General features: G+C 30.5%; 21 protein-coding genes, 1 pseudogene and 1 CRISPR repeat array. Of the genes and pseudogenes, 14 read left to right on the top strand and 8 right to left on the bottom strand.

Annotated elements, in window-relative coordinates; all coding sequences use genetic code 11:
* From CAAU_RS04365 to CAAU_RS04355, 3 genes and pseudogenes are all read left to right on the top strand, one after another.
* Positions 1-331, top strand: a pseudogene (locus CAAU_RS04365) (transposase); the annotation flags it as partial.
* Positions 332-436: 105 nt separating this feature from the next.
* A complete protein-coding gene (locus CAAU_RS04360) occupies positions 437-2,359 on the top strand; it encodes a sensor histidine kinase (RefSeq protein WP_008908219.1) in 1,923 nt (640 codons plus the stop codon).
* The gene (locus tag CAAU_RS04355) at positions 2,352-3,905 is read left to right on the top strand and encodes a response regulator transcription factor (protein ID WP_008908218.1); all 1,554 of its coding nucleotides are present in this window, start codon (positions 2,352-2,354) and stop codon (positions 3,903-3,905) included. Before CAAU_RS04360 ends, CAAU_RS04355 begins: the two co-directional genes overlap by 8 nt.
* A gap of 471 nt (positions 3,906-4,376) precedes the next feature.
* Here the strand turns inward: CAAU_RS04355 and CAAU_RS04350 are convergent, their stop codons facing one another.
* The 7 genes from CAAU_RS04350 to CAAU_RS04320 form a co-directional block, all read right to left on the bottom strand.
* Positions 4,377-5,135 carry an ABC transporter permease gene (locus tag CAAU_RS04350; RefSeq protein ID WP_008908217.1) on the bottom strand — a complete coding sequence of 253 codons (759 nt, stop codon included), beginning with the start codon at positions 5,133-5,135 and terminating at the stop codon, positions 4,377-4,379.
* Positions 5,128-5,844 carry a hypothetical protein gene (locus CAAU_RS04345; protein WP_008908216.1) on the bottom strand — a complete coding sequence of 239 codons (717 nt, stop codon included), beginning with the start codon at positions 5,842-5,844 and terminating at the stop codon, positions 5,128-5,130. Before CAAU_RS04345 ends, CAAU_RS04350 begins: the two co-directional genes overlap by 8 nt.
* Positions 5,841-6,776: an ABC transporter ATP-binding protein gene (locus CAAU_RS04340; protein WP_008908215.1), complete on the bottom strand. Its 936-nt coding sequence runs from the start codon at positions 6,774-6,776 to the stop codon at positions 5,841-5,843. Before CAAU_RS04340 ends, CAAU_RS04345 begins: the two co-directional genes overlap by 4 nt.
* Positions 6,777-6,860: 84 nt before the next feature.
* A complete protein-coding gene (locus CAAU_RS04335; protein ID WP_008908214.1) occupies positions 6,861-7,226 on the bottom strand; it encodes a hypothetical protein in 366 nt (121 codons plus the stop codon).
* Between the two features lie 158 nt (positions 7,227-7,384).
* Complete coding sequence (locus tag CAAU_RS04330; protein WP_008908213.1) at positions 7,385-7,612, bottom strand: hypothetical protein; 228 nt, start codon at positions 7,610-7,612, stop codon at positions 7,385-7,387.
* Positions 7,613-7,661: 49 nt separating this feature from the next.
* A complete protein-coding gene (locus tag CAAU_RS04325; RefSeq protein WP_008908212.1) occupies positions 7,662-8,108 on the bottom strand; it encodes a hypothetical protein in 447 nt (148 codons plus the stop codon).
* Between the two features lie 545 nt (positions 8,109-8,653).
* On the bottom strand, positions 8,654-9,475 hold the full coding sequence (locus CAAU_RS04320; protein ID WP_008908211.1) for a helix-turn-helix transcriptional regulator: 822 nt from the start codon (positions 9,473-9,475) through the stop codon (positions 8,654-8,656).
* Positions 9,476-9,586: 111 nt separating this feature from the next.
* Here CAAU_RS04320 and CAAU_RS04315 point away from each other — a divergent pair, with 111 nt between their 5' ends.
* Positions 9,587-10,738: an iron-containing alcohol dehydrogenase gene (locus tag CAAU_RS04315; RefSeq protein ID WP_008908210.1), complete on the top strand. Its 1,152-nt coding sequence runs from the start codon at positions 9,587-9,589 to the stop codon at positions 10,736-10,738.
* Positions 10,739-10,793: 55 nt separating this feature from the next.
* On the opposite strand, the gene CAAU_RS04310 is transcribed toward CAAU_RS04315, so the two are convergent.
* On the bottom strand, positions 10,794-11,702 hold the full coding sequence (locus CAAU_RS04310) for a prenyltransferase (RefSeq protein WP_008908209.1): 909 nt from the start codon (positions 11,700-11,702) through the stop codon (positions 10,794-10,796).
* Positions 11,703-11,929: 227 nt separating this feature from the next.
* On the opposite strand from CAAU_RS04310, the gene CAAU_RS04305 reads away from it, so the two are divergent.
* The 10 genes from CAAU_RS04305 (at position 11,930) to CAAU_RS04260 (ending at position 22,392) form a co-directional block, all read left to right on the top strand.
* Entirely contained in the window at positions 11,930-13,189 is a 1,260-nt protein-coding gene (locus CAAU_RS04305; RefSeq protein ID WP_008908208.1) for a double-cubane-cluster-containing anaerobic reductase, read from the top strand.
* A 9-nt stretch (positions 13,190-13,198) separates the two neighbouring features.
* A complete protein-coding gene (locus CAAU_RS04300) occupies positions 13,199-13,414 on the top strand; it encodes a putative Se/S carrier protein (protein ID WP_008908207.1) in 216 nt (71 codons plus the stop codon).
* Between the two features lie 13 nt (positions 13,415-13,427).
* Positions 13,428-14,180, top strand: coding sequence for an acyl-CoA dehydratase activase (locus CAAU_RS04295; protein WP_008908206.1), 753 nt, complete (start codon positions 13,428-13,430; stop codon positions 14,178-14,180).
* A 17-nt stretch (positions 14,181-14,197) separates the two neighbouring features.
* Entirely contained in the window at positions 14,198-14,689 is a 492-nt protein-coding gene (locus tag CAAU_RS04290; protein ID WP_008908205.1) for a C-GCAxxG-C-C family protein, read from the top strand.
* The gene (locus CAAU_RS04285) at positions 14,677-15,621 is read left to right on the top strand and encodes a TDT family transporter (RefSeq protein WP_008908204.1); all 945 of its coding nucleotides are present in this window, start codon (positions 14,677-14,679) and stop codon (positions 15,619-15,621) included. Before CAAU_RS04290 ends, CAAU_RS04285 begins: the two co-directional genes overlap by 13 nt.
* A 182-nt stretch (positions 15,622-15,803) precedes the next feature.
* Positions 15,804-16,535, top strand: a complete 732-nt coding sequence (gene cas6 / locus CAAU_RS04280) for a CRISPR-associated endoribonuclease Cas6 (RefSeq protein ID WP_008908203.1) — start codon at positions 15,804-15,806, stop codon at positions 16,533-16,535.
* A gap of 12 nt (positions 16,536-16,547) precedes the next feature.
* On the top strand, positions 16,548-18,461 hold the full coding sequence (locus tag CAAU_RS04275) for a TIGR02556 family CRISPR-associated protein (protein ID WP_008908202.1): 1,914 nt from the start codon (positions 16,548-16,550) through the stop codon (positions 18,459-18,461).
* The gene (gene cas7b, locus CAAU_RS04270; protein ID WP_083852799.1) at positions 18,445-19,326 is read left to right on the top strand and encodes a type I-B CRISPR-associated protein Cas7/Csh2; all 882 of its coding nucleotides are present in this window, start codon (positions 18,445-18,447) and stop codon (positions 19,324-19,326) included. The genes CAAU_RS04275 and cas7b overlap by 17 nt, the downstream gene beginning before the upstream one ends.
* A gap of 4 nt (positions 19,327-19,330) precedes the next feature.
* Positions 19,331-20,047: a type I-B CRISPR-associated protein Cas5b gene (gene cas5b, locus CAAU_RS04265; protein WP_008908200.1), complete on the top strand. Its 717-nt coding sequence runs from the start codon at positions 19,331-19,333 to the stop codon at positions 20,045-20,047.
* 35 nt (positions 20,048-20,082) lie between these two features.
* Entirely contained in the window at positions 20,083-22,392 is a 2,310-nt protein-coding gene (locus CAAU_RS04260) for a CRISPR-associated helicase/endonuclease Cas3 (protein ID WP_008908199.1), read from the top strand.
* Between the two features lie 152 nt (positions 22,393-22,544).
* Positions 22,545-23,435: direct repeats of the CRISPR family, unit length 30 nt; unit sequence GTTCTTAGCCTACCTATGAGGGATTGAAAC.
* Between the last annotated feature and the right edge of the window lies 1 nt (position 23,436).

Below are 23,436 nucleotides of genomic sequence, written 5' to 3'. Positions count from 1 at the left end.
GTAGAACATTTGAGACATACATACGAATGCAAAGAACTATATAAAGATAGAAGCAAAACCATAGAGAGGGTATTTGCCGACTTGAAGGAGAAGCATGGTTTGCGATGGACAACACTAAGAGGGATAGAAAAAGTGTCCATGCAAGCGATGCTTGTTTGTGCTTGCTTTAATTTAAAGAAGATGGCAAATTGGATGTGGAAGAAGGGACAAAAACGGCCCTGGAAAGGGCAAAAATTTCTTTGTATTTATAAAATATTTATCAAAAATGCTTGTAAAAATACTCAAACCCCACTTTTCGTTTTTTGAAAAGTGGGGTTTGTCGACGGTCTGAAAAACCCAGAATTTCTGGGTTTTTATCCATATTTATAATAGGGATTTCTTTTATTTTTATTATGACTTATAATATATAATAAAAAGTGCTGGAAGTGGTGGGATTTTGAAAAAAATCAAAAAATTATTAGGAAATCAAAAAATAAAAAAAGCCCTATTAAGGATAGAAAATATGTCCCTTCAAAAAAAATTAGTCTTATCTTATATACTAATAATTTTGATACCAATTATAACTTTTTCTCTATATATATTTAAACAATTTAAGGACAGTGCTATAAAAAATATGATAAAGGAAAATGAATATCTGCTTGAGATGGAAAAAATCACTATATCTAAAAACATATATTCTATGGAAAATGCAGCTCAAATGGTCGTATCTGATAAAAAATTTATTAATTTTATTAAAGATAGAAATGAATACACAACAGAAGAGCTTTTGGATTTTAATTATAATAGCATAATGAATATAGTTAAAATACAAAACAATAATCCTAATATTGAACATATTAGGTTTTATGTTGATAATAACAATATCAATGAAATATGGCCTGTTGTTTTTAGCGAAAATAGAATTAAGAATAAACCTTGGTATAATGAAGTTAAAAGACTAAAGGGAATGGTATTATGGAAATTTGAAGAAATCGATCAGGATATAGTAGATAGGCAATATAAGTATATATATGAAAATTCAGCAAAGATAATGCTTTTGAGGGAAATAAGTTATCCAGAGGGAGAACACCTCGGAATAATTGAGGTGGATATGCTACTTAAAAACTTCTTACCCAAAATGTATGCAGAATTATCTAATCAACGTTCGCAGATGTTTTTTATTGATAGTAAAGGAAACCTTTATACCAACATAAACAATGATTTTTTAAAAAGGAATAAACTTAGTTTGGAAAATATAAAGGAACAGTTTTATAAATATAAAAACAATGATAGAGGTAGCTTTTTCCTTGAAAATCAAAATAATAATATCTTGGCTATATATACATATATAGAAGCTATAGATTCATATGTTATTTCGCTAATTTCCCTACAGGATATTTTTACAAATATCTCAAGGACAAGAAATATTATTATATTGACTATCATATTCTTGATTATAATACTATCGATAATAACAAACCTAATAAATACCATTATACTAAAAAAATTAAATATGCTGATATATTCTATGAAAAAGATTAGACAAGGGGATTTTAACATTGATGTTAGTGTTAGAGGTGACGATGAAATAGGAGAACTAGCACATCATATAAGAAGACTGCTAGTAAAGATTAATGAACTTATAACTGATGCTGTAAATAAAAAAATAGTATCAAAGGAAGCAGAACTTAGAGCCCTAAGGACGCAAATCGATTCTCATTTTTTATATAATACGTTGGAAAATATTAAGATGCTTGCAGAAATAGAAGGACAATTGGAAATATCCGATGCATTAACTTCCTTAGGGAAAATGATGAGATATAACATGAAATGGGCAAGTGAATATGTTACATTAAGGGAAGAAATAGACCATATTAAAAACTATACATCCCTTATGAACATAAGATTTGATAATAAAATAAAATTAATCATAAATATAGATTCATATCTTCTTGAGCAGGAAGTTTTGAAATTATCTATTCAGCCTATAATAGAGAACTCGATAAGCCATGGAATAAAGGATAAACTTGACAAAGAATTAGGAATTATTGAAATTAAAGCATCAATTGATGGAAATACGATGATTATAGAAATTACTGATAATGGAAAGGGAATGAGTCCTGAAGAAGTTGAAAAGTTGAATTACAAAATAAACCTTGAAGATGAAGAATTCAATAAAAATCTCCTAAATAAATATGAAGGTCAAGAAACAGTTAAAAGAGGAAATGGAATTGGCCTTAGGATTGTAAATCAAAGAATAAAACTTTATTATGGAGATGATTATGGCCTCCAAATATCAAGCAAAAAAGGAGAATATACAAAGGTCATTTTAAAGCTGCCTTATTTGATCGTTAATGGAGGTATTAGTAAGTATGCGTAATATTCTTATTCTCGATGATGAAAAAAACATAAGATTAGGTTTAAAGGCCATGATTGAACGAAAATATTTAACCTATTATAATTTATATTTAGCGTCAACTGTCAAGGAGGCACTTATTTATTTTGATAATAATAAAATAGATATAGTAATTACTGATATTCGTATGCCTGATGAAGACGGGATTGCTTTTATGAAAAAGCTTAAGGAAAGAAACATTAAAACAAACATAATTGTTTTAAGTGGATATGATGATTTTAATTATGCTGTTGAATCTTTAAGATATGGGGCGAAAGATTATTTGTTGAAGCCTATAAATAGAGAGGAATTATATAAAACTATTGACAAAATTGAAGAAAACATTAAACAAAATGAATATATTGAAAATCAAAGTTCTTCAGAAGAATTTGAAGAATTTAGAGCTGCACAGTTAAATTATATATTTTTAAATTCACATATAAATGAAGAGGACATAGAAAAGATATGCAGCAAAATTAAAATGGATATTTTTGATAAAGGCTACTATGTTGGTGTTATAAATAACAAAAGATATTCCCAATGCATAAATGATAAGGAATTATTTGAAATAATCAAGGATACTATAAAAGAATATGAAAAAACAGTTAACGAGAAAATAATTATTTTAACAGATGGTATTGGAAATATTGTAATAATAGGAGAGGAATTTGAAGTTTTTAAATGTTTAGAATCGAAAATATCTACAAAAAACCATATGGTTTATGCAATAGGATTAAGCGAAAAGCAGTTTAATATAAATAAGATAAGGGAAGGATATTTACAGGCTATAGAAGCATTAAAATATACATTTTTATATAATAATCATCATCTTTTAAGCTTTTCAAGTATAAAGGATAAGCTTAAAAATTATGAGCTCCCCATTGATAAAATTAAAAAAATTAGCAATATGATTGGAACGGACAGGGAAAATGAGATTAGAGGAATTTTAAAAGAGGTCTTAGATATTAAAGAAATTACAAAGTATGATATTTCTTATTTAGAAGGAATTAATAAAGCAATAAATGAATTTATATTTAGCAGTGCTATTAAGAAACTAGATGGCGATACTTTAAACAAAGTAAGGGGGATAAATAAAATAGGTAATATTTTTAATTATGAAAATTTTATTGAATATTTTCATGCTGTAGAGGAGTTAATTATATGCCTAAACGATTATACAAAACAGATAATGTCTATTTATGCGGATAACCCGGAAATGAAAAGGGCAGTTCAATACATACACGAAAATTTTAATAGAGATATTAATATGGCTATGGTATCAAATTATGTTTCATTAAATTATTCTTATTTTAGCCAAGCTTTTAAGGAGTATACTGGATATAATTTTGTAGATTATTTGAAGAAGATACGAATAGAAAAGGCAAAGGAATTACTTGAAAACTTTGATTATAAAATTTATGAAGTGGGTGAAATGGTGGGATATAAAAATTCAAAGCAATTTGCTAAAACCTTTAGAGAGATGGAAGGTATTTCACCAATTGAATATAGAAACAGATTAATAATGAGATAATAAAGTATCCAAAGGATATAGAAATAATATAACCCTACATTTTAAGGGCTAGTAAATAAACTTTAACATTCTTCTAGCTAAATATGATTTCTTAAACAAAGAATTTAAAAAACTTGACATCCTGCTCCTCTACAATGATGAGTTAAAAGAAGACACTTTTTAGAATAATGATTTTACAAGTTCTCTAAAGTTTCATCTTCTTTCTGTTCATTATGCAAAAATTTAAGAAGAAAATCCTAATAATCCGCTGGGCTCTTGCAAAAACCAACCTTTTTAAAGCTGTTACTCAACTTAATTTCAATTATATATAACTCCTTGGAAGTTAGCAAAAACACTCATCTGAAAGATTTACCCTCCTCAATTATTGACAAAGAGGCAATTAATATAGGTGGGCATTTGAGTAATTTTCCCACCCCAACTATAGACATAGGGCTGAAACTAATGTGCTAAATTTTTTGCATTTATTTTATATTATATAGTCGAGTTTATAAGTTCATTAAAGAACCTACTCAAAATTTTAACTAATATAAATCTCAAAACCAAAATCTGAACCATCAATATTAAATACATAATTTCAATTGGAAATATCAAATAATCCGCGCTAAATGCACTTTTAAATATATTTATTATATATGTAAATGGTAATAAAAGGGCCACTATTTTAAATCCTGATTTGAGTAATCTATAAGGCATATAGCATGCAGAAAATATCAATAGAATACTAATCAGAAGTGAACTGTAAGCAAATCTTTTTGTTTTAAGAGTAAAGGCCGCTAAAAGCCCACTAATAATCGATGATATAGCAATTATTATTACGATAAAGATTGCTGCATTTAATAGGGCATATGAAGAAATTTTTATATAAATTATTCCATATACATTCATTAAAATTAATACAAAAACATACTGAATTAAATAGATGAAAAAATAAAAAACCGTTTGAGCTAAAATATACTCAAATATCTTAACATTAGCTATTCTAAAATTTGACATTTTGCCACTTATAATTTCTTGATAAAGTTCATAGTTTGCAGCAATAACGGTGTTACTTATTATTCCTGCAATAATTATAGTTAACAGGGTAAACCTTAGATTTTCTATGTCATTTGATTGAGCCAATGCAAAATAATAAAATGGAACTACACTTAGATAAATTCTTAAAGTGTTTAATAATAATTCCTTCCAATTTCTTTTATAAAAAAATATATTTTTCATTAGAATGCTAATCATAAAATCCCCCAGCCACAATATATTTTTTTATACTTTTTTCTGTATTCCATATTGCAAATGCCATCATACTTATAAATATTAAAATTGATAGTTCAATGTTAATATTATTTCCTTCTGAAAAGCTAATAACATAAGTTATTGGTATTAGCTGCGAAATACTTCTTAAAAATTTTGGAAATACGCTTATGGGATATAAAACGCCACTTATTATATAAACTATATCCATTCCAAAGTTAAATCTGTGAAAATAATTTTTTGTTTTTAAGTGAACAGCAAGCATTATATTGCTTATTATAACATTGTTGATAAAAACAAATATAGCACAAATTATAGCAAATAAAAAATCTATATTTAAGTGGAATATAACATCATAACAATACAGTGTTATGAGTAAGGATGGAATATATAAAATATTTACTGCTACTGTTTGGTAAAAATTATATCTATGTAAGCTAATTTTAGAAAGTAATACATCATGTATTTTTTCACTGCCAAAGAACTCCATTCTCCTTGAAATTATCTCAAATATGGTAAAATAAAAGCATGACCACAAACACATCTTTAAAATTATATTTTTATCTATATTTTGAGCTATTACACTGTTTAATAAAATCACTGGAAGAATCGAATTTATAGGTGCAATTAATAATAATTTAATTATGTTCCACTTGTTTCGTAGAAGACTTTTAAACATAAAATATATAATCATTTAGTATCCCCCAATCCATCCTTATACAATTCATAGAAAAAAATATCTTCTAATTGTATAGGTCTTTCATTAAATGACTTTATTTGAAACTTTGAGATAAAATCTTCTATGCTTTCTATCCTCTCCATTATTAAACCTGTGCTATTATCATTCTGCTCAAAAACAATATATTTTTTTATCCCATAATCCCTGAGCTTTTTATGCATTTTATAAGTATCTTCTTTGGATAATCTAATTTCTACAACTTCTTTATAGAATTCTTTAAAAATAGTATCCATATAACTATCCTTTATGATGCGTCCTTTATTTAGAAAAATAACTCTAGTGCAAAGCCTTTGAACTTCATTCATAATGTGTGAACTTATTAAAATAGTTATATTCATTTCTTTAGCAAGTGTGTCCAATAAATTATGAACATCGGCTTTAGATATAGGATCCAATCCACTAGTAGGCTCATCTAATATTAAAAATTGAACTTCCAATAAAATAACCCTTATTATATTAAGTTTCTGTTTCATTCCTGTAGATAAACTTTTAACTAGTGTATTTTCTCTGCCTTCCAAATCAAATTTTTTTAACAAACTTAAGATGTTCTCTTTATTTTTTTTAATTTTATGCATCCTCAAGAAAAAATATAAATTTTCCATAACCGTTAAATCATCATATAATTGGTTTGAATTTAAAATAAGACCAACTTTAGGAATTTTCCCTTTTCCTTTATAGATATCCTCACCCAAAACTTTTACTTCTTCATATTCCGTAGGTTTTAAAAGACCACTTAAAATTTTTATTAACGTTGTTTTGCCAGCTCCATTAGGCCCAACAAGTCCCACTATTTCTCCATTTTTAATTTGCAAATTGATATTTTCCAAACTAAAAAAATTATTTTTTTCATATTTTTTACTACAATTTCTAACATTAACAATATTCACTCTATAGCACCTCCAATTGGGTCAAAATATTCATTATTATTACTTAACATATTTTTGATTTACATCTTATATCTACTAATAATTCTAATATAATGATTCCGTATGACTTATAGATACTGTTTTTCTATAAGTGTAATTAGCTACATATGAAAAACCATATTGAATTAATTCTTCAATTGTTATTCCTAACTGTTCTGATTTTTGGACCGTAATTTCAACGTTTCCTCTTGTATATAAATAAACCTTTGTTTTGTCACTCGACAAGCTCGCTGATTTTACAAATGCATTGTAAATATAATAACCACTGCTTACAGGCTGTGCATAACAAGCACTACTGTCAATTGATACAAATTGTCTTGCATATGTTCCATAAACATAAATTATACCTGGAACTCCCACTTCAATTAATATACCGCCACCTACATCTTGTTGTTTATATACAGTAACCATAAAATATTTTCCTCCATTATTATCTGTCCAATATGGACCCCAATCAATTGATTGAATTGTTATACCTGGATCTTTTAATATATCTTCAAATTTTTCATCTTTATCTTTATTTTTGATTATTTTGTTATATTTAATTAAATACTTCTGATGTTCTTTAATTATTTCTTTTGTAATTTTTCAGCCTCAGTAACAGATATATTTCTTGCATTAGCGATTATTTTAAAATATTCTTCAGGGGTAATCATTTTTAGATTTTCAGCATTACAAATTAAAATTGAATTGTCTTGATTTTTTACATACTTATTGTTAGATTCCGCATAAACCAAATTAGATAAACAAAAACTAATTAATAGGATTATAATAAAGCATTTTGAGAAACATTTCATAAAAAAGCACCTTCATTTATGATTTGATATAGTATACTTTTAAGCTGAATTATGATTTAAGTTCAACTACTACAACATACGTAATAACACCTTCCTTCCAATAACAGTCTAAAAAATATACCATAGGTCCTTTTATATTAGTTGGTAATTTAATGTAATTATTTTCTAATATTTTTCTTTCACTATTATAACTAGAAGTTAAAATTATAGTTTTTGGTTGATAATCAAAATTTATTTCCAATTCTCCATCAGGCATAACTTGTTCTCCGGGTCTTAATTGATTTATAATTTTTGCATAACTATCTACAACATGAACCTCATTTTTAAATCCTCTTTTCCATAAATACGAACCTTTTATAGATTTAATTTCTTTGCCATTATATGTTATTGTTAATTTAGGTAGTTCTTTAGTATTATAGTTGGCAAATACCAATACTGCTCCTGCAATAATTAATATAAATATAAGAAATAATAATGCTGGGCTTTTTTTAACCACAATTATCACCTACACATTTCTATTCTTTGAATTTAAGGTAATTTACGGTATTTGAGTTTTAATCGTATCCGCTTCTTAGTAGACTGAACTCTTGATAGTTGTTCATCAGCATAAAACTTATTTAGCAATATTATTGTCGCTAACATTGAACGTTAATATTGAGATAGAAGACATCATATATACCAGGGCAAATAAGCTTAAACTACATCTTTAAACTTTCTTGATTCATCCCCTCCTTTTAATTAATCTATTGCAAAACCCTAAGATTAAAAAGAAAGAGTCTGCAAGCTTTTAGAAGCTAACAACCATTTTTGTTAAAATTATTGTAAATATATTCCTTTTTTGTTATTATATATAATTTTTAACAAACATGTCAAGCAATTATTACCATTTCATTTTGATACAATTTTTGTTTACTTATAATAATATAACTGATTAATTATAAAAAACCTCTTCCTTGGTAAGAATTAAAATACAAACCAAGAAAGAGGTTATTAATCTATTTACACATAATTTTTTATAGTCTCCATTTTAAAATTGTAGGGTTATATTATTTTTTTATACTCCTTTGGAGTTATACCATATTTTTCTCTAAATTCTTTGATAAAATAAGAAATATTTTCATATCCGACATCAAAGGATACTTCAGTAACATTTTGAAAGGCTAATAATTCCTTTGCCTTTTTTAATTTTAAGTCCTTTATATATTCCTTTGGAGATTTTCCTGTAAATTTTTTAAAGTATCTTGAAAATTCATATTCCCTCATACCAAAATAGTTGGCTATATCCGATATTTTTAAATCGCCTAAATAGTTGCTTTCTATGAACTCTATTATGGCAGAAATTTTAGACTTTTTATTGTTTATTATCTTCTCAGAGCCCTTATATTTTAATATGTTATAGACAAGCTCCCGGGAATATAAGTCTAATAGGAATTCCTTATTTAGCCTATTTTGGTTAAATATATTTACTATTTTTTTATGCACTTCACATAAATCAGGATTAAAATGAGCTATGAAAAATTCGTTTTCGATATATTTAATTTCCTCTTCCTCAAGTTCCACTTGGAGTTTTGATATTATTTGTCTTATAAAATAATCATCGATTTCCATAACAAATGCCTTTGTTTTTTCATTAATTTCTAATTCAACCTCCGAAAAGGGGGAGAGGATTATAAAGCTATTTTGATCATAGTGGAATTTTTTCTCTTTGTTAATGCTTACAAACTTACTTCCCTCTAATATGCTGCAAAATCTTATATAGTTTTTAGATGAGTAGTTGGTTTTAAGTTGCCTTTCAAATTCATAGTATAGTATCCTAATGTGTTCTGCCTCAAGTGTAGATGTAGGTGATAAATCTGTTGCCATGTTATGCCCTCCTGCAAAAATAGAATATATTTTGCAAAAACGAATTAGAAGGGGAAAAAATGCTATGTTAAAATTATAACACACTAAAAAATAAATTTGGAGGGATAAATAATGAAAACTTATAGATTTTTTATGCCACCTGTTAGCTTAATGGGGATAGGATGTTTAAAGGATGTAGGAACTGAAATAAAATCTTTAGGCTACAAAAAAGCCCTTATAGTTACAGATAAGGTTTTGGTAGAAATCGGATTATTAAAAAGATTAACAACTATATTGGATGAAGAAGCCATAGAATATGTGTTATTTGATGAAACTAAGCCTAATCCAACCGTTAAAAATGTAGAAGATGGACTTAAAATGTTAAAGGAAAACAATTGCGACTTTTTAATATCCTTTGGGGGAGGTTCACCCCATGATTGTGCAAAGGCGATAGGCCTTGTTGCAACCAATGGAGGTTCTATAAAGGATTATGAAGGTGTTAATAAATCTAAAAAGCCTATGCTTCCTCTTGTTGCAATAAATACAACAGCAGGTACAGCAAGCGAAATGACGAGATTCTCAATAATCACAGATGAAGATAGGCAGGTGAAGATGGCCATTGTAGATTGGCATGTGACTCCTATCCTTGCTGTAAATGACCCTGAACTTATGATAAATATGCCAAAATCCTTAACAGCTGCGACTGGAATGGATGCATTGACTCATGCAATTGAGGCCTATGTTTCAACTGATGCAACACCTGCAACGGATGCTGCAGCCCTTATGGCAATTGAACTCATATTTAAATACCTCAAAAGAGCAGTTGAAAACGGAAATGACATAGAAGCAAGGGATAAAATGGCCTATGCAGAATATCTTGCAGGAGTTGCCTTCAACAACGCAGGGCTTGGGTATGTTCATGCCATGGCCCATCAGCTTGGAGGATTTTATGATCTTCCACATGGAGTATGCAATGCAGTTCTTTTACCACATGTTCAATCCTTTAATATGAAGGTGGCAGCAAAGAGATTTGTAGATATAGCAAGGGTTATAGGAATTACAATAGAAGGTTTATCTGAGGAAAAGATAGCAGAGGAAGTTATTGAAAGCATAAAGAAGCTTTCAAGAGAAATTGGAATTCCAAAAGGTCTTAAGGAGCTTGGCGCTAAGGAAGAGGATATAAAAGTATTAGCTGAAAATGCCTTAAAGGATGCTTGTGGGTTAACAAATCCACGAAGGGCAAATCTTGAAGATATAATGAGCATATTTAAGGCAGCATTTTAAGAAAATAAAATAATCTCCATGGTAGCTATTACTGCTGCCATGGAGATTATTTTGTTTATTGTAATATTATTGCAATTATCATAAAAATCCCTGTTAGAATATATATTTGAACTGTTTTGGCGTTTGATAAAATTAGCCTTTGGATATCGTTGTAGTGTTTTTTTGCGTTCTTTACAGCACTAATAGTTAATGGAAGAGTAATAAATCCAAGCAGGAAAAAGTAATTTTTTAGGATAATGCTTATTAATATAAATGAAATATATGAAAATGCGAATAGCATAGCATAAACACCTACGGATTTTTCTTTTCCAAGTCTTACAACCCAGTTTCTTTTGTTTGCCTTCATATCTGCTTCATAGTCAGGGAACTGGTTTATCCAAAGAACATTTGTAATCAAAAATGAAAGTGGGAGAGAAATTAAAACAACATTCCAATTTATATTATGCGTCATTGTTACATACATTCCAAGGGTTACAAGAATACCGAAGGTAAAACCAACGGCGAACTCTCCAAGCCCCCTATATGCAAGCTTCAAAGGTGGAAGAATATAAAATACTGCAAAGAAGACTCCTAATACTCCTATGGACAAAACCTTTATTTCCCAATAAAGTGCAATGATAATTCCTATTATACAAGCTAAAAAAATGGTAACAATGCCAATCCATTTGGCCTCTTCAAGCGTAAGGACACCATCAACTATCGTTTTCTTGCCGCCACTAAAAGGAGTTCTTTTGTCTTGAGTTACAAACCTATCTGCACCAGTTATATAATCTACAACTTCATTTACTGCATTCTTGCCTATTTCGATTAAATAAACACCAATTAATGCTAATAAAAACCAAAGGAAATTAAAGCTTTTTTCATTAACATAAGCAAATGTTGCTCCAACTAACATTGGGATAGTGGAAGCAATCCAAATCTTTGGATCAGCAAGTTGCCAAAAACCTTTCCAGAACCTACTCATACCATCCCCAACCTTTCCATTTAAGTTAATAATTTCACAATATCATTATATCAAAATAATTGAGTGCCTGCCACTTGACATTTTGACTTTTTGACATTTCCAGAAATAAACAGTAGTATTTATAGGTTTTAGCTATAATAAATAGATAAGCTATAGAAATTTTGGAAACATTTTTAATTTTTTAGTTGATATAATTGAATTGTAAAAATATACACAGGGGGATGCTTATGGGAGATTATAGAAAGCTTTGGGAAAGTTTACAGATGGATCTTGAAAAGCATGATGCTTTGTGTGCAGTTTTGCCTGAACTTTACGGCTCTGTTTATCTATCTCAGAAGGATAGAGCTGAAGCCATGAATTATTTTAACTTTGTTATATCAGAAGTTCATGGCCTTAGGATAGAAGAGCTTAATAATCATCGTCAAAAGGGTGGCAAGGTTGTTGGAACTTTTTGTGTTTATGTGCCGGATGAAATTTTAAATGCCCTTGGAGTTATAGGTGTTGGCCTTTGTGGTGGTTCACAATTTTGGATAGAGGATGGAGAAAAAGTTCTTCCAAGGAATTTATGCCCTTTAATAAAGGCCTTTGTAGGAGCTAAGATAAGCGCTACATGCCCTTATTTCCAATCCTGTGATCTTTTAGTTGGAGAAACTACTTGCGATGGTAAAAAGAAGGCTTATGAAATATTAGCAGAATATGCACCAACCTATGTTATGGAACTTCCACAGATGAAAAGGGAAAAGGACATAAAGGATTGGGAGGCAGAAATAAAACGCTTTATAAATGAAATTGAAAACTTAACAGGGAATAAATTAACATATGAAAACCTAAAAAATTCTATAAAGCTTATTAATAAAAAAAGACGTGCATTAAAAAGGTTATACGAACTTAGGAAAAATACTCCATCTCCAATATCAGGCCTTGATGCCCTTTTAGTTTCACAGATTGCATTTTATGATGATATAGAAAGATTTACTGAAAATGTTGAAAAGCTCTGCGATGAACTTGAAAAAAAGATTAGCATATTAAAAGCAAACAGAAAGAAAAGATTAATGGTTACAGGAACTCCTATGGCTATTCCAAATTGGAAACTCCATCATATTATTGAAAACTTAGATGCCCAGATAGTAGTTGAAGAAACCTGCACAGGAACGAGATATTTTGAAAATGAAGTTTCTGAAGATGGAGAAACTATCGATGACTTGATTAGAAATATAGCAGAAAGATATATGAAGATAAATTGTGCTTGTTTTACTCCAAACGAAGGAAGGGTAGAGGACATAATAAGGCTTGCTGAGGAATATAAGGTTGATGGTGTGGTTTACTACAATCTATCCTTCTGCCAGCCATATTCAGTTGAATATAAAAGGGTTGAAAAGGCATTAAAGGACAAAAACATTCCTCTTATTTTAATCGAAACGGATTATTCAACAGAAGATGTAGGACAAATAAAAACAAGAATTGAAGCTTTCCTTGAAATGATTTAAGGTGATAGCATGAAAAATTATATTCTTTTTCCTTCGTATAACGAAGGCTTGAGATTATCTAGCCTTCTTAATGAAGAAGGTATAAAACATACAATAGCTCCTACGCCACGGCAGCTTTCAACCTGCTGTGGCATGTCTATAATTTATAAAGATGAAGATGAAGATAAAATAAAAAAGATAGTTGAGGATTATAAAATAGGCGTTATAGGGTTTTATACTGTATAAAAGAGGGATAATTATGTTTTATATAGGTATAGACATAGGCTCAACGGCAACCAAAGTTAGCGTATTAAACGAGGATAATATAATAAAAAACATAGCTTTACCAACAGGATGGAATAGCAAAGAAACGGCTAAAAGCGTAGAAGAGATATTAAAGAAGGAAGGTTTTTTTGAGGAAGCAAAGATCGTTGCAACGGGATATGGAAGGGTCTCTGTTCCTTATGCCCATAAGACCGTAACAGAAATAAGCTGTCATGCACGAGGAGTTTATCACTTAACAAAAAAAGATTTTACAGTTATAGATATAGGCGGTCAGGATACGAAGGTAATAGAGCTAAAAAACGGACAAGTTGCATCCTTTCTTATGAATGATAAATGTGCGGCTGGCACCGGACGTTTTTTGGAACTTATGGCAAATATATTAGGATTAACCCTCGAGGAAATGACAGACCTTGCAAGAAAAGGAGAGTCGGTTCAAATTTCCTCGATGTGCACGGTCTTTGCAGAGTCAGAGGTTATAAGTCTAATTGGCAATGGTGAAAAAAGGGAAAATATATGCTCTGGAGTTATAGACTCAGTTATAAATAGAGTATACAGTATGGTTCAAAAAACAAGCTCAAGTGGCGATTTTTTCTTAACTGGGGGTTTATGTGAAAACGACTACATAGTTGAAAGGTTAAGCAAAAAGTTAGGCAAAAACGTTAAAACTGATAAACTTGCAAGATTTGCCGGCTCCATCGGAGCTGCATTATTTGCAAAAAATATATAATATAAGGAGGAATTTTTATGGATAAGCAAAGATTAATAGAGGATGTAAGAAAAAAGGCAGAAGGGTATTTCCAAAGGGGAGAGTTCTTCTGTTCGGAAGCTGTGGTTCACACTATTAACGAATTATTAGGCTGGCCATATCCTGCTGAAATAGTTAGGATGGCTTCGGGTTTCCCAATTGGCGTAGGAAAATCAGGATGTCTTTGTGGTGCTGTAAGTGGTGGGGTTATGGCCCTTGGTATGGTTTATGGAAGAGTCCATGGGGAACCTATGAAGGAAAAAATGTTTCCTGTTGCTGCAGCCCTTCATGACCATATAAAGGAGCTTTACAAGAGCACATGCTGCAGAGTCCTTGTAAAGGATTATGAATTTGCAAGTCCAGAAAGAAAGGCCCATTGTGTAAGAATTACCGGTGAAGTTGCTGCATTTATAGCACAAAAGCTTTTAGAGGATGAAGAAATAGCAAATAAAATAAAAACATTGGAAGAGGTGGCATCATGCAAGGAATAATAAAAAAAGTTCCTATTCCAATGGCTGGGCTTATGCTAGCCCTTGCATCACTTGGAAATTTGTTAGCGGGTTATAGTGATGTTTTAAGAGGAATTTTGGGTGGAATTTCTTTTATATTATTTTTATTGTTAGTTATTAAATTAACTTTATATTATAAAGATATATTAAAGGACTTAGAAAATCCTGTTGTAGCAAGTGTTGCTCCTACGTTTTTCATGGGGATGATGATATTATCTACTTATGTAAAGAATTTCAATCAAAGTATAGCCTTTGGAGTTTGGGTTATAGGATTAATTATGCATGCGGCGTATATTGTATATTTTACAAAAAAATTCATATTAAACTTTGATTTTAAAAAAGTATTTGTAAGTTATTTTGTAGTTTATGTTGGAATAGTTGCAGCTTCGATACCCTCACCTTTATATGGAATGAAAAGCATAGGACAAGTAATATTTTGGTTTGGCTTTGTAAGTTATATTATTTTACTACCTTTAATTTTTTATAGACTACTTAAAATAAAGAACATACCTGAGCCTGCAATTCCTACGACGGCAATATTAACAGCACCTGCAAATCTTTGTCTTGCAGGATATTTAAGTGCATTTGATGAAAAGAATAAACTTATAATTTACCTCTTGCTTATGTTATCAGTAATAATGTTTGTTGCTATTTTAATTTATCTTCCAAGCATTTTAAAACTTAAATTTTACCCAAGCTTTTCATCCCTTACCTTCCCGTTTGTAATTACAGCAATTGCAATGAAAGGAACAAACGTGTTTTTTGGAAAATCGGGAGTAAATATAAGCTTTTTCAAATATTATGTTAGCTTTTTAGAGATACTTGCAAGCGTAATGGTATTGTATGTTTTCATAAACTATATATCATTTTTATTTGGAGAAAGGGAAAAACAAGAAAAGAAAATAACAGCTTAAGGCTACCGCAAGGTAGTCTTTTTTGTGCCTGCCACTTGACATTTTGACTTTTTGACATTTCTACATTTTTCCATAAAAAAGCAGGAGTTTAAATATTTATGTAGAATTTTTAAGATAAGGTAATAATTGTGCAAAAAAATGTGAATGGCAACATATATAAAATAAGCTTATGAGGTGATATTTTGAGGGCAAATTTAAAGCTTAAATTTGAAAAACCGCTTGTCCTTCCAATCCATTATAACCATATAATTCAGGCAGCAATATTAAAACTTCTTAGTGATGAAAATTATTCAAGATTTATTCACGATCAAGGCTTTAAATATGAAAAAAGGCATTTTAAAATGTTTACCTTTTCAAGGCTTGAGGGGAATTTTTTAATCGATAAGGGAAATAAAACGATAACCTATTTTGATGGTGCAAGCTTACAGATTTCAACTATTGAAGAGGAATTTATGAAATATATTATAAACAACGTTCTTTTAAACGAGGGAATAAAGCTTATAGGAAATCATATTCAGGTAGAAAAGGTTGAACTTAAGCATATGGACGTTGAAGAAGGCGGAGGAAGGATTACAACAAAATCTCCGATAGTTGTCTATAGCACCTTTGAAATAGAAGGAAGAAAAAAGACCTATTATTATAACCCAAAAGAAAAAGAGTTTGAGGAAATTTTAAGAAAAAACCTAATAAAAAAATATATGGCTTACTTTGGCAAAGAGCCGAAGGATAAATATTTTAAAATTACTCCAATAGAAAATCTAAAAGAGAGTATAGTCATCTATAAAGGAACGGTTATAAAGGGTTGGAATGGAATCTTTGAAGTTAACGGCTCACCAGAAATATTAAAGCTTGCCTATGATGTAGGTTTAGGGGCTAAAAATTCCCAAGGGTTTGGCTGTTTTGAATTTATATAAGGAGGTGAAATTTTGTTAGAGGGAATAGTGCAGATCGGAAGGGCCCTTCTTGAAGAAGGAAATCTTCTTGATAATCTCATTAAAGAGCTTCCAATTAACGATAAAAAGGGAAGGCCTTATTTAGTTCTTAAGCTAAACTTTAAGAAGGATAATTTAGAGCTTGATATCTCAGAGGAGATGGACAGCGATACGGTGAAGAAATATTTATACGTTGGAACAGCAAATGGTCCTACGTCTCCCCAATGGTTTGCCTCTAATAAGAGTATAACTTACTTTTTATCAGAAACGATTTTTAACTTAACAAATATTGATTTTGGTGATTTTTTAAATCAAAAGCTAAAATATGTTTTTGAAAAATTTTATGTGGAGGTAAACCCAAATGCCAAAAGCAATAAATATAGATATGCTTTGAATTTAGCATATTTAGATAATGATGTTAACGTTGTGAATTTGTATAATGATTATTCAATGCAAGGCAAGGAGGATAAAGGGTTCTTAAAGGTTCTTGAGAAGGAGTTTGAAGATATTTTAAAGAAAAAATATGGTGTAAAATTTAATGAATTTGGCTTTTTTGTAATTTGCATTGATGACATTCCTTTAACTGAGTATGAAGAATATAAAAATAAGGTTTTAGAGTATAAAAGTGCAGGTAGCAAAGAAGATAATGAGGACAAGGGGAAAAAAGATAGTAATTTGTGCTGCAGCCTTTGTGGCTCGGATGAAAATGTAACCTACGATTTAAAGAAGATGAAAATAAAATACTATATAATCGACAAAATAACCTTTGCCAGCGAACTCGATTCAAAAAAGTTTTATAAAAACATGCTCCTTTGTGAGAACTGCTTAAACTCTGTAATTGCAGCAGAGGTTTACATCGAAAACAATTTAAAAACCCAAATAGGCGATCTCAACCTTTATATAATTCCCCACTTTATATATGGTGAGCCACTAAATAAGGAAGAACTTGACTTTGCAGTTAAAAGGCTTAACAACTCATATAACACAGCGAAAAATTTAAAAGACATAGAAAATCTAGAAAAGGACATTCTTAACTTAAGGGATGAAAAAAGCTATTTTTTAGTCAACTTCATGTTCTTTAGAAAATCCAATCAATCCACTAAAATCCAACGCTTCATAAAGGACGTTCCACCATACATCTTCGAAAAAATAGCAAAGGCATCAAAGTATTCCCACGACCTAATTGAAAAATCATTAGGATTTAGTTATAAGACATATTTAAACCTACAAAACATATATTATTTAATCCCCGTTAAAGTAAGCGGAGGCGAGGCGACGGAATATAGATATATCCTCAATTTTTACGAGAATATTTTCACATCAAGACCAATAAATAAAGAAAAGCTTATAGACAAATTCATCGAAGCTGCTAAAGTGATTATGCTTAAAAAGGAAGGATATAACATAGATAACGGTGAAATTGAATTTTACATTTTAAATTCCAATATGCTCATAAAATTTTTAGAAAAGCTTGGATGTCTAAAGGAGGGAAAGGGATTGGATGTTGCTAAACTTAATGTTAAAGAAAGCATAAAGGAATATATCTCTAACATGGGATATGACGAACAGCAAACAGCTATGTTCCTTTTAGGAGTTTTAATTGGAGAGATTGGAAACAGCCAATACCATAGGTTCGACGGTAAAAAGCCTATTTTAAACAAGTTAAACTTTAACGGAATAGATAAATCTAAACTTATTAAACTTTCAAATGAGGTTTATGCAAAGTTGGAACAAGAAAAGATAAGAAACTACAACGAGGTTGTTTATGCTGATTTTAAAAAGCTTTTAGATTCTAACTTGGACAATTGGAAACTCAATAAAAACGAAAACCTATTCTATATTCTTTCAGGCTATTCCTATGCCACAACAAAAGTTATGATGAAGGAGGAAGATGAGAATGAACAATAGTGAAATTTTATTCCTTTATGATGCTAAATTTGCTAATCCTAATGGAGATCCAGATGAAGAAAACAGACCACGTATGGACAGCGAAAGGGATATAAATTTAGTTTCTGACTTAAGGCTCAAAAGATATATAAGGGATTATTTACTTGATAAGGGATATGACATATTCGTAAGAAAGGTGGAGGACAAATCAGTTACGGCAGAAAAAAGAATGGAGGAGTTTAAAAATTCTACTGAAGATGAAATTTTAAATAAGCTTATAGACGTTAGAATGTTTGGTGCAACAATGCCAATAAAGGGTGATAACAAGGCTTATATAGGACCTGTTCAATTTAACTGGGGATATTCCTTAAATAAAGTTGAACTTCTTGAGGCTGGCATTACTTCTCATTTTTCAACAAATGAAAAGGCACAGCAGGGAACTATGGGAAGGGATTTTAGAGTAAAATATTCATTGATTGCCTTTTCAGGTGTCGTAAGCGGCAAAAGGGCAGCAAAGACAAAGCTTACGGATGATGATTTAAAACTTTTAGATGAGGCGATGAGACATTCCATTCAAAATCAAGCCACAAGAAGCAAAATAGGTCAATATCCAAGGCTGTATATAAGGGTTGAATATATCGATTCAGAAACGATCTTAGGAGATTTCAGGGATTTAATAATACTAAAGGAAAAGGTTGAGAGCATAAGGGATATTAAGGAATGCTTCTTAGATATTAAAAAGCTTGTAGATACTTTAAGGGAAAACAGGGATAAAATAAAGAATATATATTATTTTGTAGACGAAAACCTTGAACTTAAGATTAATGAAGGGGTTATTGTATTGTCGGAGGCACTTAAGGATTTCAATTTGATTGAAATAAGGTGAAGTTATGGACTTTTTGGTGTTTGATTTAAAGGGTAAGTTTGCACATTTTAGAAAGTTTTACACAAATTCATCATCCCTTTCCTATTCCGTGCCTCCAAGGACTACAATAGAGGGTCTTATCGCAGCAATATTAGGCTATGAAAGGGATAGCTATTACGAAATATTAGACAGCCAAAAATTAAACATTGGACTTAAAAAACTTACACCTACAAGGAAGATAGTCCAGAGCCTTAACTATATAAAGGCAACGTCGATAAGTCATGTTATAAAGCCAAAGGAACACACTCAGGTTCCCTTTGAAATTGTAACTTCTGAAGGTAATTTAGGATATAGGGTTTATGTAAATCATATTGATGAAAGATTAATGGAGGATTTAGAAGATAGGCTAAAGAACAACAGATTTCACTATGTTCCCTACTTAGGTGTTGCATCCTTTAATCTATCTATAGAGTTTATAGGTAGGTTTCATGGAGAGCGTAAATTTGATGAAGACTTTGTAGAAATATCCTCTATAATAAGAAAGAGCCTTATAAAAGAAGGTGGACTTGATGTGAATATAGAGGGCATTATAGTTAAGGAAAAAATGCCAAGGGACTTTTTAAAGGATAGGATAGTTAAGGAGATTGAAGATTATATTTTTGAAGAAAATGGGGGACCCCTTAGGGTGAAGCTTAACTCAAACTATTATGAAATAAACGATGAAAAAATAGTTTTAATGTAGGTGCCTTATGGCACCTTTTTTAAGAGGTGAAAAATATGTTTTGTTCTCATGAAGGTAAAAGGTTGATTGAGCATTTAAAAGAAGTGTATCAGATAAACCAAGATAAGATAGATGAAGAATTTAAACCCTGTTTTAAAATAATATCCTATTGCCATGACTTTGGAAAGTTTACATCATATTTTCAAAGGTATCTTAATACGAAAAAGAGGGGAAAATTTACAGACCATGGCTTTTTATCAGCATTGTTTGCTGCCTTTTGCAGTTTAAAAAGTTTTAGGGAGGATAGTTTCCTACCCTTAATATCCTATAGCGTAGTTTTGCATCATCATGGGGATTTAGAAAATATTTCTGAAGATTTACCCTCTACGATGAGGGGGATATTAGATAGCGATTTTAGATTGACAGAAAAAATAGAGATTGCCAAAGAGCAAATTAAGGATATAGCTAAAAATAAGGATTTAATTAAAGAAGAATATAGTATTTTGAATTTTGAGGATTACTTTTTAGAGTTTTTAAACTGTGATATAGTGGATGTTTTAAAAAGTCTAAAAAAACTTCAAATTAAAATGGAAATGGCTAAAAAAGAAAATCTATATTTTATCCACCAACTGCTTTATTCTGCCTTGATTTCGGCGGATAAACTAAGTGCAGCAAAAATAGAAATACCATATGAAATGTTTGCTGGGTTTGAGGTTTTAAACAGGGAAAGGGAAAAGGATTTAGAAAACAAAGATATGGATATAAATAAAATTCGAAGTGAGATATTTGAAAAAATACAAAAAAATATTGAAAAAAACTATAAAAATTCTAAGATATTTACAATAACATCACCAACAGGAACAGGAAAAACCTTTGCTGGATTTTTTGCAGCGGTGAAGTTAAGGGAGCTTTTAGGGGACAATAGAAGGATTATTTATTCCCTTCCATTTACTTCAATTATAGAGCAAAACTATGATGTTCTTTATAGGCTTCATAAAAATATAGAGGGATTTGAGAAGGAATCGGGACGATATTTATTAAAACATCATAGCCTTGCAAATATAAAATATGAAAGCGATGAGTATGACTTTGATAATTTACAATCTGAGCTTTTAATTGAAAACTGGTCAAGCGGAATCGTCGTAACTACTTTTGTTCAGCTGTTTGAAACGCTAATAGGAACAAGAAACAGGATGTTAAAAAAGCTAATAAATTTAAAAGGTTCAATTATAATTTTAGACGAGATACAGGCCATAGATATATCACTGCTCCCTCTTGTTGAATTTGTTTTAGAAAGGGCATGTGAAATATATGATTTAAGGATAGTAATGATGACGGCAACTAAGCCATACATATTAAAAAATTCAATAGAACTTTTAGAGGATAACCAAAAATATTTTTTTATGTTTAACAGAACAACTCTTTTGCCTGATTTAAACAACAAAAAGCTTAGCACTTTTTTAGATGAGTTTAAAGAAAGAATAGAGGATAAATCCTACTTAATAGTTTGCAACACTATAAGCTCTTCTTTGGATGTATATAATAATCTAAAGGAACTAAACCGACCTGTATTTTATTTGTCCACTAATCTAATACCTATTCATAGAAGGGAAAGGATAAAGAATATAAAAAAGCTTTTAGACAAGGGGGAAAAGATAATATTAGTTTCAACTCAGGTTGTGGAAGCTGGGGTTGACGTTGATTTTGATGTTGTGATAAGGGATATAGGTCCTTTGGATTCAATTATTCAATGTGCCGGAAGATGTAATAGAAACGGTTTAAAGGATAATGGGTTAGTTTATGTTTATTCCTTGGTTCCAGAAGATAATGATGTTTTAAATTTTGGTTTTGGTAAGTATGTATACGGGATTCCAACCCTTGAAATAACAAAGAAAATATTAAAAGAGCCCCAATACAGCGAGGGAGAATATTTTGATATAGTTTCCGATTATTTTAAATTAATTCAGCAGGATAGGTCAAAGGAAAAGTCTAAAAAGTTTATTAATTCAATAAAAACATTGAATTTTTCTCAAGAGACTAAAGATGCCCTTCCACTATATAAATTTTCTTTAATAGAAGATAATCCGGGATTTATGGATGCATTTGTAATATATGATGATTTAGCACAGTCGACCTTTAAAAGATATTGTGATATGTTAAAATTAACGGATTATTATGATAGAAGAAGGGAATACCTAGAGATAAAAAATATAATAAGGGATTATACCGTATCTTTGCCTATAAAATACCATTCGTTGTTTGATGAGCAATTTGGACTTTATATTTTACCAAGGGAAAGGGTAGTCGATTGCTATAACGAGGAAATAGGGTTTATAAGGCAAGAAAAATCCTACGATATCTTTTAATTTTATTTTTGTCGTCGACCTCCAATCCTGCAAAAAGTGCTGGGGATCGACGACAAAAGAAAATGAGTATTTTCAAGGGTTTGAAGATTTTGTTAACAAAAAATTCAAAATTGACAAAATCTTCAAACCCAGTTATAATAAGCATTGAACGGGTTCTTAGCCTACCTATGAGGGATTGAAACCAAGTGCTAATTTTGGAATTAGTATAATGTATTCTGGTTCTTAGCCTACCTATGAGGGATTGAAACAAAGAGATGAACGAGAAACATTTCATTCTCTCGCTTGTTCTTAGCCTACCTATGAGGGATTGAAACTCCACAAGCGTTTTGGACAAGTTGTGATATAATAATGTTCTTAGCCTACCTATGAGGGATTGAAACATTTCATATACTCCAGGGAATTTAGGTAGTATTACGTTCTTAGCCTACCTATGAGGGATTGAAACCTCGCTTCACTTTCCTTTTTCATTTTCTTGGCCAAGTTCTTAGCCTACCTATGAGGGATTGAAACTCAAATTTAAAATCACATTCCATTATAAAATCACCAAGTTCTTAGCCTACCTATGAGGGATTGAAACTCAACACTAAACATCTCTGCTGTAAAAGGTTCTTTGGTTCTTAGCCTACCTATGAGGGATTGAAACTCAACTCGCTTTTCATACAAAAACAAAGCAGATGGAGGTTCTTAGCCTACCTATGAGGGATTGAAACTTCTTTAATTTAGGTGTATTTTCAGCATTATAACTTGTTCTTAGCCTACCTATGAGGGATTGAAACATATAAATGATTTAATACAGAAAGGAATATACCCTGAGTTCTTAGCCTACCTATGAGGGATTGAAACTTGACTCAAGCACTTTTACAACTTCTGCCGGCGTAACGTTCTTAGCCTACCTATGAGGGATTGAAACCATAAACACTAAAATCAGGACTTAATGCTTTACCCAGTTCTTAGCCTACCTATGAGGGATTGAAACCCTATATTGCTGTAATAATCACTATCTATAACCCCTAGTTCTTAGCCTACCTATGAGGGATTGAAACG

This window comes from Caloramator australicus RC3 (assembly GCF_000297115.1).
Lineage (GTDB): Bacteria > Bacillota > Clostridia > Clostridiales > Caloramatoraceae > Caloramator > Caloramator australicus.
The sequence above is the reverse complement of the archived record's forward strand: the minus strand, read 5'-3'. Positions and strand labels throughout refer to the sequence as shown.

Excerpts from the sequence above, each read along its gene's own strand:
- CAAU_RS04355 (WP_008908218.1), top strand. The coding sequence starts at position 2,352 with ATGCGTAATATTCTTATTCTCGATGATGAAAAAAACATAAGATTAGGT.
- CAAU_RS04350 (WP_008908217.1), bottom strand. The coding sequence starts at position 5,135 with ATGATTAGCATTCTAATGAAAAATATATTTTTTTATAAAAGAAATTGG.
- CAAU_RS04345 (WP_008908216.1), bottom strand. The coding sequence starts at position 5,844 with ATGATTATATATTTTATGTTTAAAAGTCTTCTACGAAACAAGTGGAAC.
- CAAU_RS04335 (WP_008908214.1), bottom strand. The coding sequence starts at position 7,226 with ATGGTTACTGTATATAAACAACAAGATGTAGGTGGCGGTATATTAATT.
- CAAU_RS04330 (WP_008908213.1), bottom strand. The coding sequence starts at position 7,612 with ATGAAATGTTTCTCAAAATGCTTTATTATAATCCTATTAATTAGTTTT.
- CAAU_RS04320 (WP_008908211.1), bottom strand. The coding sequence starts at position 9,475 with ATGGCAACAGATTTATCACCTACATCTACACTTGAGGCAGAACACATT.
- CAAU_RS04315 (WP_008908210.1), top strand. The coding sequence starts at position 9,587 with ATGAAAACTTATAGATTTTTTATGCCACCTGTTAGCTTAATGGGGATA.
- CAAU_RS04310 (WP_008908209.1), bottom strand. The coding sequence starts at position 11,702 with ATGAGTAGGTTCTGGAAAGGTTTTTGGCAACTTGCTGATCCAAAGATT.
- CAAU_RS04305 (WP_008908208.1), top strand. The coding sequence starts at position 11,930 with ATGGGAGATTATAGAAAGCTTTGGGAAAGTTTACAGATGGATCTTGAA.
- CAAU_RS04300 (WP_008908207.1), top strand. The coding sequence starts at position 13,199 with ATGAAAAATTATATTCTTTTTCCTTCGTATAACGAAGGCTTGAGATTA.
- CAAU_RS04295 (WP_008908206.1), top strand. The coding sequence starts at position 13,428 with ATGTTTTATATAGGTATAGACATAGGCTCAACGGCAACCAAAGTTAGC.
- CAAU_RS04290 (WP_008908205.1), top strand. The coding sequence starts at position 14,198 with ATGGATAAGCAAAGATTAATAGAGGATGTAAGAAAAAAGGCAGAAGGG.
- CAAU_RS04285 (WP_008908204.1), top strand. The coding sequence starts at position 14,677 with ATGCAAGGAATAATAAAAAAAGTTCCTATTCCAATGGCTGGGCTTATG.
- cas7b (WP_083852799.1), top strand. The coding sequence starts at position 18,445 with ATGAGAATGAACAATAGTGAAATTTTATTCCTTTATGATGCTAAATTT.
- cas5b (WP_008908200.1), top strand. The coding sequence starts at position 19,331 with ATGGACTTTTTGGTGTTTGATTTAAAGGGTAAGTTTGCACATTTTAGA.
- CAAU_RS04260 (WP_008908199.1), top strand. The coding sequence starts at position 20,083 with ATGTTTTGTTCTCATGAAGGTAAAAGGTTGATTGAGCATTTAAAAGAA.